General features: G+C 74.0%; 13 protein-coding genes and 1 rRNA gene. 12 read left to right on the top strand and 2 right to left on the bottom strand.

Translation table 11 applies throughout. The features are described from left to right. The 3 genes from rrf to ACZ3IJ_RS32375 form a co-directional block, all read left to right on the top strand. Nucleotides 1–91, top strand: a 5S ribosomal RNA gene (gene rrf, locus ACZ3IJ_RS32385); the annotation flags it as partial. A 212-nt stretch (nucleotides 92–303) separates the two neighbouring features. Continuing rightward, nucleotides 304–1,473, top strand: coding sequence for a hypothetical protein (locus ACZ3IJ_RS32380; RefSeq protein WP_467474096.1), 1,170 nt, complete (start codon nucleotides 304–306; stop codon nucleotides 1,471–1,473). Beyond that, nucleotides 1,410–2,234 (top strand): tetratricopeptide repeat protein, encoded by an 825-nt coding sequence (locus tag ACZ3IJ_RS32375; protein WP_467474092.1) that lies wholly within the window; start codon nucleotides 1,410–1,412, stop codon nucleotides 2,232–2,234. Before ACZ3IJ_RS32380 ends, ACZ3IJ_RS32375 begins: the two co-directional genes overlap by 64 nt. A 262-nt stretch (nucleotides 2,235–2,496) precedes the next feature. Here the strand turns inward: ACZ3IJ_RS32375 and ACZ3IJ_RS32370 are convergent, their stop codons facing one another. Then, complete coding sequence (locus ACZ3IJ_RS32370) at nucleotides 2,497–3,771, bottom strand: DUF1015 domain-containing protein (protein ID WP_467474070.1); 1,275 nt, start codon at nucleotides 3,769–3,771, stop codon at nucleotides 2,497–2,499. Nucleotides 3,772–3,850: 79 nt separating this feature from the next. Here ACZ3IJ_RS32370 and ACZ3IJ_RS32365 point away from each other — a divergent pair, with 79 nt between their 5' ends. The 4 genes from ACZ3IJ_RS32365 (at nucleotide 3,851) to ACZ3IJ_RS32350 (ending at nucleotide 8,014) form a co-directional block, all read left to right on the top strand. Then, entirely contained in the window at nucleotides 3,851–4,975 is a 1,125-nt protein-coding gene (locus ACZ3IJ_RS32365) for an HAD hydrolase-like protein (RefSeq protein WP_467474067.1), read from the top strand. An 86-nt stretch (nucleotides 4,976–5,061) separates the two neighbouring features. Then, entirely contained in the window at nucleotides 5,062–6,117 is a 1,056-nt protein-coding gene (locus ACZ3IJ_RS32360) for an iron chelate uptake ABC transporter family permease subunit (protein ID WP_467474064.1), read from the top strand. Next, nucleotides 6,114–7,148 carry a FecCD family ABC transporter permease gene (locus tag ACZ3IJ_RS32355; RefSeq protein ID WP_467474061.1) on the top strand — a complete coding sequence of 345 codons (1,035 nt, stop codon included), beginning with the start codon at nucleotides 6,114–6,116 and terminating at the stop codon, nucleotides 7,146–7,148. Before ACZ3IJ_RS32360 ends, ACZ3IJ_RS32355 begins: the two co-directional genes overlap by 4 nt. Further along, nucleotides 7,145–8,014, top strand: a complete 870-nt coding sequence (locus ACZ3IJ_RS32350; RefSeq protein ID WP_467474058.1) for an ABC transporter ATP-binding protein — start codon at nucleotides 7,145–7,147, stop codon at nucleotides 8,012–8,014. The genes ACZ3IJ_RS32355 and ACZ3IJ_RS32350 overlap by 4 nt, the downstream gene beginning before the upstream one ends. Here ACZ3IJ_RS32350 and ACZ3IJ_RS32345 read toward each other — a convergent pair. Then, nucleotides 8,003–8,350, bottom strand: coding sequence for an SCP2 sterol-binding domain-containing protein (locus tag ACZ3IJ_RS32345; RefSeq protein ID WP_467474055.1), 348 nt, complete (start codon nucleotides 8,348–8,350; stop codon nucleotides 8,003–8,005). The genes ACZ3IJ_RS32350 and ACZ3IJ_RS32345 overlap by 12 nt on opposite strands. Nucleotides 8,351–8,392: 42 nt before the next feature. On the opposite strand from ACZ3IJ_RS32345, the gene ACZ3IJ_RS32340 reads away from it, so the two are divergent. From ACZ3IJ_RS32340 to ACZ3IJ_RS32320, 5 genes are all read left to right on the top strand, one after another. Then, nucleotides 8,393–8,776, top strand: coding sequence for a hypothetical protein (locus tag ACZ3IJ_RS32340; RefSeq protein WP_467474053.1), 384 nt, complete (start codon nucleotides 8,393–8,395; stop codon nucleotides 8,774–8,776). Nucleotides 8,777–8,858: 82 nt separating this feature from the next. Next, complete coding sequence (locus tag ACZ3IJ_RS32335) at nucleotides 8,859–9,674, top strand: TlyA family RNA methyltransferase (protein WP_467474050.1); 816 nt, start codon at nucleotides 8,859–8,861, stop codon at nucleotides 9,672–9,674. Beyond that, on the top strand, nucleotides 9,671–10,588 hold the full coding sequence (locus ACZ3IJ_RS32330) for an NAD kinase (RefSeq protein WP_352191671.1): 918 nt from the start codon (nucleotides 9,671–9,673) through the stop codon (nucleotides 10,586–10,588). Before ACZ3IJ_RS32335 ends, ACZ3IJ_RS32330 begins: the two co-directional genes overlap by 4 nt. Before the next feature lie 157 nt (nucleotides 10,589–10,745). Further along, a complete protein-coding gene (gene recN, locus ACZ3IJ_RS32325) occupies nucleotides 10,746–12,464 on the top strand; it encodes a DNA repair protein RecN (RefSeq protein ID WP_467474089.1) in 1,719 nt (572 codons plus the stop codon). Nucleotides 12,465–12,816: 352 nt separating this feature from the next. Further along, complete coding sequence (locus ACZ3IJ_RS32320; RefSeq protein ID WP_467474047.1) at nucleotides 12,817–13,581, top strand: hypothetical protein; 765 nt, start codon at nucleotides 12,817–12,819, stop codon at nucleotides 13,579–13,581. Nucleotides 13,582–13,593 lie beyond the last annotated feature (12 nt).

Genomic DNA, 13,593 nt, shown 5'->3' with positions numbered 1-13,593 from the left:
GCCCGGTTACATTCCGAACCCGGAAGCTAAGCCTTTCAGCGCCGATGGTACTGCAGGGGGGACCCTGTGGGAGAGTAGGACGCCGCCGAACAATCTTTCAGGACCCTTGGTCCCAGCGTTCATGCTGGGACCAAGGGTCCTTTTGTTTTTCCATGATTTTTCCGAAGCGCGTCGGGGTGCCGACTGCGCGAGAATGACTGCAGTACCCGAAGACAGGAGTCACGCCGATGTCCCCCAACTCTCCCGACGATCGTCCGGAGCGCGAGCCGCGTCGTAGGGACGGTGGCGAGCGAGGCGGCTTCCGTGGCCCGCGTCGTGACGACAACCGAGGCGACAACCGTGGTGACAATCGCGGCGGTGGCTTCCGTCGCGATGACCGTCCGCGTGACGACCGCCGTGACGACCGTCCTTCCTTCCGTCGCGACGACCGGCGTGACGACAACCGTGGTGGCGGTTTCCGCGGTCGTGACGACCGTCCGTCGTTCCGCCGTGACGACAGCCGTGGTGACAACCGCGGCGGTGGCTTCCGCCGTGACGACCGTCCGCGTGACGACCGCCGCGATGACCGTCCGTCCTTCCGTCGCGACGACCGTCGGGATGACCGGCGTGACGACAACCGCAGCGGTGGGTTCCGTCGTGATGACCGCCGCGATGACAACCGTGGTGGCGGTTTCCGCGGTCGTGACGACCGCCCGTCCTTCCGCCGTGACGACAGCCGTGGTGACAACCGCGGTGGTGGCTTCCGCCGTGACGACCGTCCGCGTGACGACCGCCGTGACGACAACCGCGGCGGTGGCTTCCGTCGCGATGACCGTCCGCGTGACGACCGCCGTGACGACCGTCCGTCGTTCCGCCGTGACGACAGCCGTGGTGACAATCGCGGCGGTGGCTTCCGCCGTGACGACCGTCCGCGTGACGACCGCCGTGACGACCGTCCGTCGTTCCGTCGTGATGACCGGCGTGACGACAACCGCGGCGGTGGTGGTTTCCGCGGTCGTGACGACCGTCCGTCGTTCCGTCGTGATGACCGTCCGCGTGACGACCGCCGTGACGACAACCGCGGTGGTGGCTTCCGTCGTGATGACCGTCCGCGTGACGACCGTCGTGACGAGCGTCGGGACGACCGCCCGTCCTTCCGTCGCGACGACCGTCGTGACGAGCGGCCGGCTTACCGTCGTGATGACCGTCGTGACGAGCGTCCCCGTGACGACCGCCGTGACGGTGGCTTCCGTCGCGACGACCGGCCGCGTGGGCCCCGCCGCGACGACAGCCGCGGCGGTGGCTTCCGGCGTGACGACCGCCGGGACGACAGCCGCGGTGGCGGCTACCGCGGTCGCGACGACCGGGGTGGCTACGGCCGTCGGGACGACCGCGACCGGGACCGGCCGGACCGTGCGCCCATCAAGCGGCTGCCGATCCCGGAGGACGTCACGGGCGACGAGATCGACGCGGACGTGCGCCAGGAGCTCATGAGCCTGCCCAAGGGGCTCGCCGAGGACGTGGCCCGTAACCTCGTCATGGTCGCCAACCTGATCGACGAGGACCCGGAGCAGGCGTACGCGTACTCCCGTATCGCCCTGCGGCTCGCCTCCCGTGTCGCCGCCGTCCGCGAGGCCGCCGGCTTCGCCGCGTACGCCACCCAGAAGTACTCCGAGGCGCTGGCCGAGTTCCGGGCCGCGCGTCGCATGACCGGTGGTGTCGAGCTCTGGCCCGTGATGGCCGACTGCGAGCGCGGCATGGGCCGGCCCGAGCGGGCGCTCGCCATGGCCGGTGAGCCCGAGGTGCAGAAGCTGGACAAGGCGGGGCAGGTCGAGATGCGTCTCGTCGCCGCCGGTGCCCGCCGTGACATGGGGCAGCTCGACGCCGCCATCGTGACCCTCCAGAGCCCCGAGCTCGCGTCCACCGCAGTCCACCCGTGGACCGCTCGCCTGCGGTACGCCTACGCCGACGCGCTGCTCGCGGCCGGGCGCGAGGACGAGGCGCGTGAGTGGTTCGCCAAGACGGCGGAGTCGGACAAGGACGGGGCCACGGACGCCTCCGACCGGCTCGCCGAGCTGGACGGTGTCGAGTTCGTGGACGCCATCGACGAGCTGGACGAGTCCGAGGAGTCCGAGGAGTCCGACGAGACCGACGAGACCGAGCAGTCCGAGGAGTCCGACGCGAAGGACGCCGTGGACGACGCGGACGGGATCGACGACGAGGACGACGAGGACCTGGACGACGACCGGGCGTAAGCGCGGACGCCGTCAGGCACATGGAGAAGGGGGGGGCCCCCCCCCGGGGGGCGCCCCCCCCCCCCCGGGGGGGCCCCCCCCCCCGGGGGGGGCCCCCCCCCCCCCCCGGGGGGGGGGCGGGGGGCGGCGGCGGGGGGGGGGGGGGGGCGCCGCGGGGGCGCGCCCCCCCCCCCGCCCCCCCCGGCGGGGGGGGGGGGGGCGGGGCGCGGGGCGGGGGGGGGGGGGGCGCCCCGGGGGGGGGGCCCCCCCCCTTCTCCATGTCTCAGTCCAGCGCCAGGCTTCTGAGCACCAGGCCCGTCGCCGGCTTCGGTCCGAAGGACGTCGACTTGCGGGGCATGGTGACGCCCTGCCGGGCCAGGTCCCGTACGACGTCCTCCCGTACCGGATGCATGAGCACCGCCGTTCCGCCGCGGCGCTCGGCCTGTGCCACGGCCGCCTCGGTGTCGTGGATGTAGCTGATCTCCTCGGGGTCGTCCGGGATGTGCCACAGGTGGTCGAGGAGCGTGGCGTGCAGGACCGTGGCGTCCAGGGTGCGCCAGGCCTCCGGGCGGTCGGCGGGGACGGTCCGGGCGAGGAGTTCCGGGTCGGGGCGGTCCACGAGGTGGAAGGCGCCGTCGCCGGCGAGGAGGAAGGCGTTGCCGCCGGAAGCGGCGGCCGCCAGGGCCTCCATGGCCGTCGGCAGCGTGCCCTCGACGCGGCGCACGCGGAAACCGTCGCCGAGGGCGGCGAGGGCCTCGCCGACGGGGAGGCGGTTGAGCAGCCGGTGGATGGCGCGGACCCTGAGCGGGTAGCGGGCGGTGTCGATGAGCAGGACCAGGCCGTAGTTCCACGGGCTCGGCTGGGCGTGCTCCTCGCGGAGCCGGAGGTAGGTCGCCCAGCGGTGGTGGCCGTCGGCGATCAGAGCCTGGTGCTCGGCGAGGCCCGCGGAGACCGTGGCGAGGTCGTCGGGGTCCGTGATCGCCCAGAGGCGGTGGTGGAAGCCGTCCTCCGTGGTGGTGGCGAGCAGGGGCTCGCGGTGGACGGTGCGCTCGATGACCTCGGCCGTCTCGTCGCCGTCGCCCCGGTAGGTGAGGAGCAGCGGTTCCAGGTTGGCCGCGGTGGTCCGCATCAGCGCGGCGCGGTCCTCGACGACGTGCGGCATCACGTCCTCGTGGGGGAGCACGATCCCCTCGGCCGGGGTGGAGAGTTCCAGGGCACCGATGACCCCCCGCTGCAGGATGCCGTCGCCGCTCTGCTCGTACACGTACAGGGCGGGCTCGGGGTCGGGCGCGAGGACGCCCTCGGCGAGCCAGCGGTCGAGGGTGACAGCGGCCTTGCGGTGGCGGGTGCCCGCGGTGACGGCCTGAGGCAGGATCAGCCGGACGATGTTGTGGGGGTCGGCGGACTCGAGGTGGTGCAGTCCGTCGGGCCGTACGACGACGTCGTACGGCGGTGAGGTCACGGCGGCCAGGCTGCCGACCCGCTCCGGGACATAGCGGAGTCCCCGGAACGGGACCAGGTGCAGACCGTCATTGGCCGCAGGACCTCTGCTCATCATTGCGCAATCGTAAGTGGGCGGTGGCAATGAGCGATGATCGGGGGAGTCGGGACGGCTGAGACGTGAGGAGTACGAGGTCATGGGTGACGGCGGGCAGGGCGATCAGGGCGTGCGGCAGGGCTCGGAGCGGGGTCGTGAGCCGGGCTCGGAGCCCGGTCCGCGGCACGGTTCGCGGGAGGTCAGGGACCGGCCGGCCGGTATCGAGCGGGCGCTGAGCGAGGCGTACGACACGGCGCTGCTGGATCTGGACGGAGTGGTGTACGCGGGCGGTGAGGCGATCGCCCATGCCGTGGACGCGCTGGGCGCGGCCCGGGCCGGCGGGATGCATCTCGCGTACGTCACCAACAACGCGCTGCGGACCCCGGACGCGGTGGCCGCGCACCTGACCGAGCTGGGCGTTCCGGCGGAGGCGGCGGACGTCATCACCTCCGCGCAGGCGGTCGCGCGGCTGATCGCCGACGACGTGCCCGCGGGTTCGCCGGTGTTGGTCGTCGGGGGTGAGGGGCTCCGGGTGGCGCTGCGCGAGCGGGGCCTGGAGCCGGTGGAGTCGGCGGACGTGGACGGTCTCGCGGCCGTGGTGCAGGGGTTCGGCGGGCCGGAGATGCCGTGGGCGCGGTTCGCGGAGGCGGGCTACGCGGTGGCGCGGGGCGTGCCGTGGTACGCCTCGAACACGGACCTGACGATTCCGGGGGCGCGGGGGATCGGGCCGGGGAACGGGGCGGCGGTGGAGGTCGTACGGATCGCCACGGGCGGGGTCGTGGAGCCGAAGGTGGCGGGCAAGCCGTTGCCGCCGATGCACCGCGAGACGGTGCTGCGGACGGGGGCGGAGCGGCCGCTGGTGGTCGGGGACCGGCTGGACACGGACATCGAGGGGGCGTTCAACGGGGGCGTGGACTCGCTGCTCGTACTGACGGGGGTGACGGACGTGGCGCAGCTGCTCGCCGCTGTTCCGGAGCACCGGCCGACGTATGTGGACGCGGATCTGCGCGGGCTGTTGACGGGGCAGCCGCGCGTGGTCGGGGTGCACGGGGGGTTCGTGTGCGGCGGCTGGTCGGCCGAGGCGCGCGGCGGCGAACTCGTCCTCGAGGGGGAGGGGCCTGCCCTGGACGGGGTACGGGCGCTGTGTGCCGCGGCGTGGACGGAGGCCGGGGCGGGCGCCTGCGGGTTGGACGCGGGGAAGGCGCTGGCGCGGCTGGCGCTGTGAAGGGCTGCGCACCGGCGTTCTGACCCGGGCTCTGACCTGGGGGCGGGGATCGAAGAGCGATAGCAGGGTAGGCTAACCTAACTCCCGTGTTGGTCGAGAGTCCCTCCCGAGCGAGCGCGGATCCGACCGGCCCCGACCAGAAGCCGACGCGCCGGCATTCCGTGCGCGCCGTCGGGTTGGTCGCGGCCGTCGGAGTCCTGCTGCTGGTCTGTGTCCTGAGCGTCATGATCGGTGCCAAACCGGTGCCGCTCGGCGACGTGTGGCACGGGCTGTTCCAGAACACTGGTGTCGGCAACGACGTCATCATCCATGACGTCCGCGTCCCCCGGACCCTGCTCGGGCTGCTCGTCGGCGTCGCCCTCGGCCTCTCCGGGGCCGTGATGCAGGGCCTCACCCGTAACCCGCTCGCCGAACCGGGACTCCTCGGCGTCAACGCCGGCGCCGCGGCGGCCGTCGTCTCCGCGATCGCCTTCCTCGGGATCTCGGACGTCGGCGACTACATCTGGTTCGCGTTCGCCGGCGCGGCCGTCGTCTCCGTCGTCGTGTACGTCCTCGGCGGCAGCCGCAGCTCCACGCCCGTGCGTCTCGCGCTCGCCGGAACGGCCGCCACCGCCGCGCTCTACGGCTACGTCAACGCCGTCCAGCTGCTGAACTCGGCCGCGCTCGACCGGCTCCGCTTCTGGACCGTCGGCTCGCTCGCCTCCGCCGACATGGAGACCGTGCGCCGCGTGGCGCCGTTCATCCTCGCCGGTGTCGCCCTGGCCCTGCTCATCGCCCGGCCGCTCAACGCCATGGAGCTGGGCGACGACACCGCCCGCGCGCTCGGCGCCGACCTCAACCGGACCCGCGTGCTCGCGATGGCCGCGGTCACGCTGATGTGCGGCGCCGCGACCGCCGCCTGCGGGCCGATCGTGTTCCTCGGCCTGATGGTCCCGTACCTCGTACGCGCCATCACCGGTCCCGACATGCGCTGGATCCTCCCGTACGCGGCCGTACTCTCGCCCGTCCTGCTGCTCGGCTCCGACGTGGTCGGCCGGCTCGTCGCCCGCCCCGCGGAGCTGCAGGTCGGCATCGTCACCGCGCTGATCGGCGGGCCCGTCTTCATCCGCCTCGTCCGCCGCAAGAGGATGGCCCAGCTGTGACCACCAAGACGCTACGGACCGGCGCCGGGCTCTCCCTGCGCTACGCGCCCCGCGCCGCTCTCTCCCTGGTCGGGCTGCTCGCCCTCGCCCTCGCGGCCGCCGTCGTGCTCATCGGCAGCGGAGACTTCCCCATCGCCCCCGGCGACGTCGTCGCCACCCTCCTCGGCGACGGCACCGCCGTTCAGGAGTTCGCCGTCATGGACCTGCGGCTGCCGCGCGTCCTCGTCGCGGTCTTCGTCGGCGCGGCGCTCGGCATCGGCGGCGCCGTCTTCCAGTCCATCTCCCGCAACCCGCTCGGAAGCCCCGACGTCATCGGCTTCGGCCAGGGCGCCACGGTCGGCGCGCTGGCCGTCATCGTCCTCTTCCAGGGCAGCGCGACGGCCGCGGCGGGCGGTGCCGTCGTCGGCGCCCTGATCACGGGCACCGCGATCTACCTGCTCGCCTGGAAGCGCGGGGTCCACGGCTACCGGCTCGTCCTCGTCGGTATCGGCGCGGCCGCGATGCTCACGGCCGTCATCCACTACCTGATCACCAAGGCCAACCTCGTCGACGCCACCCGCGCCACCGTCTGGATGACGGGTTCGCTCGACGGGCGGGACTGGGAGCAGTTCTGGCCGCTGTTCGCCGTCTGCTGCGTGCTGATCCCGCTGGTCCTGGGCCACGGGCGGGCGCTGCGGATGCTGGAGATGGGCGACGACGCCGCGTACGCCCTCGGCGTGCGGGTGGAGCGGACCCGCATCGTGCTGATGGCCTCCGCCGTGCTGCTCGTCGCCGTGGCCACCGCCGCGGCCGGGCCCATCGTCTTCGTCTCCCTCAGCGCCCCTCAGCTCGCGCGCCGGCTGACCCGCGCGCCCGGCCCGAATCTCGCGGTCTCCGCCCTCATGGGCTCCGTCCTGCTGCTCGTCGCTGACTGGACCGCCACCAACGCCTTCGGCGACCGGCAGCTGCCGGTGGGCGTCGTCACCGGGGTGCTCGGCGGCTGCTATCTGCTGTGGCTGCTCGTCACCGAGCGCAAGGCGGGACGGATATGACGGATTCCCACGAGAAGAACAACAGGAGCACCTCCATGGACCGCCAGACCCAGCGGCTCGGCGCGGAATCGGTCACGCTCGCCTACGACCAGCGGGTCATCGCCCGCGACCTGTCCGTCGAGATCCCCGACAACTCGTTCACGGTCATCGTCGGCCCCAACGCCTGCGGCAAGTCGACCCTGCTGCGCGCCCTGTCCCGGATGCTCAAGCCCTCGGAGGGCCGGGTGCTCCTCGACGGGCAGAGCATCCACAGTCTGCCGGCCAAGAAGGTCGCCAAGACCCTCGGTCTGCTGCCCCAGTCCTCCGTCGCCCCCGACGGCATCACGGTCGCCGACCTCGTGGCCCGCGGGCGCTACCCGCACCAGGGGCTGCTGCGCCAGTGGTCGCCGGAGGACGAGCGGATCGTCCAGGAGTCGATGGCCGCGACCGGCGTCGCGGAACTGGCCGAGCGGTACGTCGACGAGCTGTCCGGCGGTCAGCGCCAGCGCGTGTGGATCGCGATGGCGCTCGCCCAGCAGACGCCCCTGCTGCTCCTCGACGAGCCCACGACCTTCCTGGACATCCAGCACCAGATCGACGTCCTCGACCTCTGCGCCGAGCTGCACGAGACACAGGGCCGGACCCTCGTCGCCGTCCTCCACGACCTCAACCACGCGGCCCGGTACGCCACCCACCTCATCGCCGTGCGCGGTGGCGAGGTGGTCGCGGAGGGGCCGCCGGCCGAGGTCGTGACGGCCGAGCTCGTCGAGCGGGTCTTCGGGCTGCACTGCCAGGTCATCGAGGACCCGGAGACGGGCACGCCGCTGGTCGTGCCCGCGGGCCGCAAGGCCCGGGCGAAGAGGGAGCAGCCCGCGCTACAGAAGTGAGCGCAGCTTCAGCAGGTCGCGGAAGCCGGCCTCCAGTCTGACCCGGCCGGAGGCCCAGGCCTTCGCGAAGTTCAGCTCGCCTCCCACCATGGCCACCAGGTCGTCGCCCGTCATCGCCAGGCGGATCTGCGCCTTGGCGGGCGGCGGACCCGGCACCGTGTCCTGGACCTCGATCCGACCGGCCGCGAGGCGGCCGGTGAACGTCGTGTCCAGGTCCGTGATGTGGCAGCTCAGGCTGCGGTCGAGCGCGGCGGCGCTGCGGACCTCGCCGTCCGCGCGCGCGAGATTGTCCGAAAGTCTGTCGAGTGCGCTGCGGCACTCCTCGATCGTGGCCATCGTGATCGACCGTACCCCAGGGCTTCGCGATAGCGTCGGGGGATGAACGACGTGACGGACGCAGCGCCGGCCCCGGACGCGGGCGCGGGCCGCCCGGCCCGGGACGCGGATCCTGCCGCGGGTCAGGGTCAGGGTCAGGGCGAGGGCGAGGGCGCGGTTCTGGACCCGGCCTCGGACCCGGCCTCGCAGGCGGCGCCGGGACCCGGCGAGGAAGCGGCTTTCGAACCCGCCGCGCCCGCGCCCCTCGGCGTGCAGCGCGTCCCCACCGGCCGTCCCTCCGTGGACGCCCTTCTGGAGCGGCTCGGTGACGCCGACCACCTCGCGGCGGACGGACACCTGGAGGTGTACGAGGATGTACACCGTGGGCTGCGCGACGAGCTGACCTCGCTCGACGCCGTCCGCCCCGGACCGGCCCCGGGACCGTGAACGGTTCCGCCGGTCCGTCCGTAGAACCAGTCGTAGAAGCCGTCGTACAACCAGTCGTACAACCACAGGAGCTGAACCGAACGTGGCAGGAGTGGCACGCCGCCGTCTGGACGCCGAGCTGGTACGCCGCAAGCTCGCCCGCTCGCGCGAGCACGCCAGCCAGCTGATCGCCGCCGGCCGGGTGACCGTCGGCAAGACGGTCGCGACCAAACCCGCCACCCAGGTGGAGACGGCCGCGGCCATCCTCGTCGCCCAGGACGACGCCGACCCCGACTACGTCTCGCGCGGCGGCCACAAGCTCGCCGGTGCCTTCGCCGCCTTCGTGCCGCAGGGGCTGACGATCGAGGGCCGGCGGGCGCTGGACGCGGGCGCGTCGACCGGCGGGTTCACGGACGTCCTGCTGCGGGCGGGCGCCGCGCACGTCGTCGCCGTCGACGTCGGCTACGGACAGCTCGCCTGGTCGCTCCAGAGCGACGAGCGGGTCACCGTGAAGGACCGGACGAACGTACGCGAGCTGACCCTCGACGCCATCGACGGCACCCCCGTCGACCTCGTCGTCGGCGACCTCTCCTTCATCCCGCTCGGCCTCGTGCTGCCCGCCCTCGTGCGCTGCACGGCCCCCGACGCGGACCTCGTGCTCATGGTGAAGCCGCAGTTCGAAGTGGGCAAGGAGCGCCTCGGCACGGGCGGCGTCGTCCGCAGTTCCGAGCTCCGTGCCGACACCGTACGGAACGTGGCGCGCCAGGCCGCCGAGCTCGGGCTCGGGGTGCTGGGCGTGACGGCGAGCCCGCTGCCCGGCCCCTCCGGCAACGTCGAGTACTTTCTTTGGCTGCGGGCAGGGGCGCCCGCGCTTGATCCGGCGGATGTCGACCGCGCCGTGGCGGAGGGACCTCGTTGAGCTCAACGACCGCACCACCTGGTAGCCGTACTGTCTTCCTGCTCGCGCACACCGGCCGGCCGGCCGCCGTGCGCAGCGCCGAACTCGTCGTACTCGGACTCCTGCGGAGCGGCATCGGCGTCCGCGTCCTGGAGGCGGAGGCGGCCGACCTGCCGCTCCCGCCGTCCGTGGAGACCGTGCCGGAGGCCTGCACCGACGCGCTGGAGGGCTGCGAGCTGCTCGTCGTCCTCGGCGGCGACGGGACGCTGCTGCGCGGCTCGGAGTTCTCCCGGGCGTCCGGCGTGCCGATGCTCGGCGTCAACCTCGGCCGGGTCGGCTTTCTCGCGGAGGCCGAGCGCGACGACCTCGACAAGGTCGTCGACCGCGTCGTCACGCGCGCGTACGAGGTCGAGGAGCGGATGACCCTCGACGTGGTCGTGTACGAGAACGGCGACGTGCTGCACCGCGACTGGGCGCTGAACGAGGCCGCCGTGCAGAAGGTCTCCCCGGAACGGATGCTGGAGGTCGTGCTCGCGATCGACGGCCGGCCGGTCACCGGCTTCGGCTGCGACGGCGTGATCTGCGCGACTCCGACGGGCTCGACGGCGTACGCCTTCTCGGCCGGCGGACCCGTGATCTGGCCCGAGGTCGAGGCGCTGCTCATGGTCCCGATCGGGGCGCACGCGCTGTTCGCCAAGCCGCTCGTGACGACGCCCGAGTCCGTGCTCGCGGTGGAGGTGGAGCCGCACACGCCCAACGGCGTGCTGTGGTGCGACGGCCGTCGCACGGTCGAACTCCCGGCGGGCGCACGGGTCGAGGTCCGGCGGGGCGCCGTCCCGGTACGGCTCGCCCGGCTGCACCACGCCTCCTTCACGGACCGTCTGGTGGCGAAGTTCGCCCTCCCGGTCTCGGGGTGGCGCGGCGCGCCGCACTAGGGCGACGGCCGGGGACCCGGCGCCCCGGCCCGAGGCCGGGGCCGCCCACCCCCACGGGTGACAGCCGCGGTTCCGACCTGCGGATTCGCCCCGTTCCGGCAGGGGCCGTCGCACAGGCGGGGCCGGACCTCGTAAGGTCTTCCCCGTGTTGGAGGAGATGCGGATACGGTCGCTCGGGGTCATCGACGACGCTGTTGTCGAGCTGTCGCCCGGTTTCACCGCGGTGACCGGCGAGACCGGCGCCGGCAAGACCATGGTCGTGACCAGCCTCGGGCTGCTGCTCGGCGGGCGCGCCGACCCCGCCCTGGTGCGGATCGGCGCGGGCTCCGCCGTGGTCGAGGGGCGGATCACGCTGCCCGAGGGCTCGGGCGTCGCCGTACGCGCCGAGGAGGCGGGCGCGGAGCTGGACGACGGCGCGCTGCTCGTCAGCCGGACCGTCTCGGCCGAGGGCCGCTCGCGCGCCCACCTCGGCGGGCGCTCCGTGCCCGTCGGTCTGCTGGCCGAGCTCGCGGACGAACTCGTCGCCGTGCACGGCCAGACCGACCAGCAGGGGCTGCTCAAGCCGGCCCGGCAGCGCGGCGCGCTCGACCGGTACGCGGGAGAGGCCGTCGCCGTGCCGCTCGCCGCCTACGGAGAGGCGTACCGGCGGCTGCGGGCCGTCGTCGCCGAGCTGGACGAGATCACCACCCGGGCGCGCGAGCGGGCGCAGGAGGCCGATCTGCTGCGCTTCGGGCTCGGTGAGATCGAGGCCGTCGAACCGCTGGCCGGGGAGGACGTCGAGCTGGCCGCGGAGGCGGAGCGCCTCGGGCACGCCGAGGCCCTCGCCTCGGCCGCCGCGCTGGCGCACGCGGCGCTGGCCGGACAGCCCGAGGACCCGGAGGCCGTCGACGCGACGACCCTCGTCGCCGGGGCGGGGCGCGCGCTCGAAGCCGTACGGTCGCACGATCCGGCGCTCGCGGCGCTCGCCGACCGGATGGGCGAGATCTCCATCCTGCTCGCCGACGTGGCGGGGGAGCTCGCCGGGTACGCCGACAACCTGGACGCCGACCCGCGCCGCCTCGCGGCCGTCGAGGAGCGGCGGGCGGCGCTGACCCAGCTCACCCGGAAGTACGGCGAGGACGTCTCGGCCGTTCTGGCGTGGGCGCAGGAGAGCGCGGCCCGGCTCACGGAGCTGGAGGGCGACGACGACCGGATCGGCGAACTGACCGCCGAGCGGGACGCGCTGCGGAACGAACTGTCGGTCCTCGCGCAGGCGCTCACCGACGCGCGTACGGAGGCGGCGGCGCGGTTCGCCGACGCGGTCACCGCCGAGCTGGCCTCGCTCGCCATGCCCCACGCGCGCGTGTCCTTCGCCATCCGCCAGACCGAGGACCCGGAGGGCGTGGAGGTCGGCGGGCGCCGGGTCGCCTACACGCCGTCCGGTGCCGACGAGGTCGAGCTGCTGCTCGCCCCGCACCCGGGGGCGCCGCCGCGGCCGATCGCCAAGGGCGCGTCCGGTGGTGAGCTGTCCCGGGTGATGCTGGCGGTCGAGGTCGTCTTCGCGGGCACGGACCCGGTGCCGACGTATCTCTTCGACGAGGTCGACGCGGGCGTCGGCGGCAAGGCGGCCGTGGAGATCGGCCGACGGCTGGCGAAGCTCGCCAGGACGGCGCAGGTCGTGGTGGTCACCCACCTGCCGCAGGTGGCGGCGTTCGCCGACCGCCAGCTGCTCGTGGAGAAGACGAACGACGGCTCGGTGACCCGCTCCGGCGTGACGGTCCTGGAGGGCGAGGACCGGGTCCGCGAGCTGTCGCGGATGCTGGCGGGCCAGGAGGACTCCGAGACGGCCCGCGCCCACGCCGAGGAACTCCTGGCAACGGCCAGGGCGGACGGCTGAGGCGGCCCTGGCGCGACGCGAGACTGTCGCTTTCGGGCGGAGGTCGCGGTCGCAGGGGCGGCCGGCGCCCTGGCGGCGTCGGCGGGCCGGCGACGGCGCGGCTCGATGCCCGACGGGCTGGGCCTGCCTGCCGCATGCCGCCGGCCTTTTCGCGCTCGGCGCGGTGCCGCGATGCGTCGCGACGCACATGCGCCCGCCCCTGTCCGGACTCCGGTCGCCGACAGCCGGCGACAGGCGGCCGGTCGCCGGTGCGGCGCGTGGCGTTGCACGGTCCCGGACGAGCGTGACGGACGCGGCGTGGCCGGGCCGGAGTGGCTTTCCGGCGTGTGGGGGGCCTGCCTAGGGTGGGGGCATGATCGGGTCCTTGGGCAGGGTGGGGGCGTTCGTCGTGGCCGCGGGGGTCGCGCGGGCGGCGTACGGGGTGTTGCGGCGGCGGGACGACCCGCGGTGGCGGCGGGAGAACCACGCCGGGCGGAGCGTCGACCTGTACGCCGGTCCCGCCACCGCCCTCGCCACGGCCGTGGCGGTCGCGAGCACAGCGGATCGGGGGTCCCTCCGGCCGGAGGGCGGGGGAGGGCCGGCGGCGTTCGCCGTGCTCGCAGCCGGGGCCTGCGGGGCGTACGACGACCTGAAGGGTGACCACCGGCGGGGCCTCCGGGCGCACCTCGGGGCCCTGCGCCAGGGCGAGGTCACCAGCGGCACCGTGAAGCTCGTGGGGATCGGCGCGGCCGGGCTCGTGGCCGGGGCGCTGCTCAAGGAGCGGCCCGTCGACCAGGTCCTCGCGGGCGTCGTCATCGCCGGCACCGCCCACTTCGTCAACCTCGTGGACGTGGCACCGGGGCGCGCCGGGTTGACGGTGCTCGGGCTGGCCGCCCCGGGCCTGCTGCGCGGACCGATCGCCGCCGCCCCCATGGGCGCCGCGATCGCCGTCCTCGCCGACGACCTCGGTGAACGCACCATGCTCGGCGACACCGGCGCCCACGCGCTCGGCGCGGCCGTCGGCAGCGCCATCGCCGCCGGGAACGGGCGGTTCGGACTCGCCGTCCACGCGGCCGGACTCGTCGCCGCCGCCGCGTTCGGAGACCGGATCAGCACCCTCGCACGTTCACCCATGTGAGTGATAGCGCGT

Source organism: Streptomyces sp. NPDC013317 (genome assembly GCF_055563155.1).
This window is presented reverse-complemented; position numbering and strand designations above follow the sequence as displayed.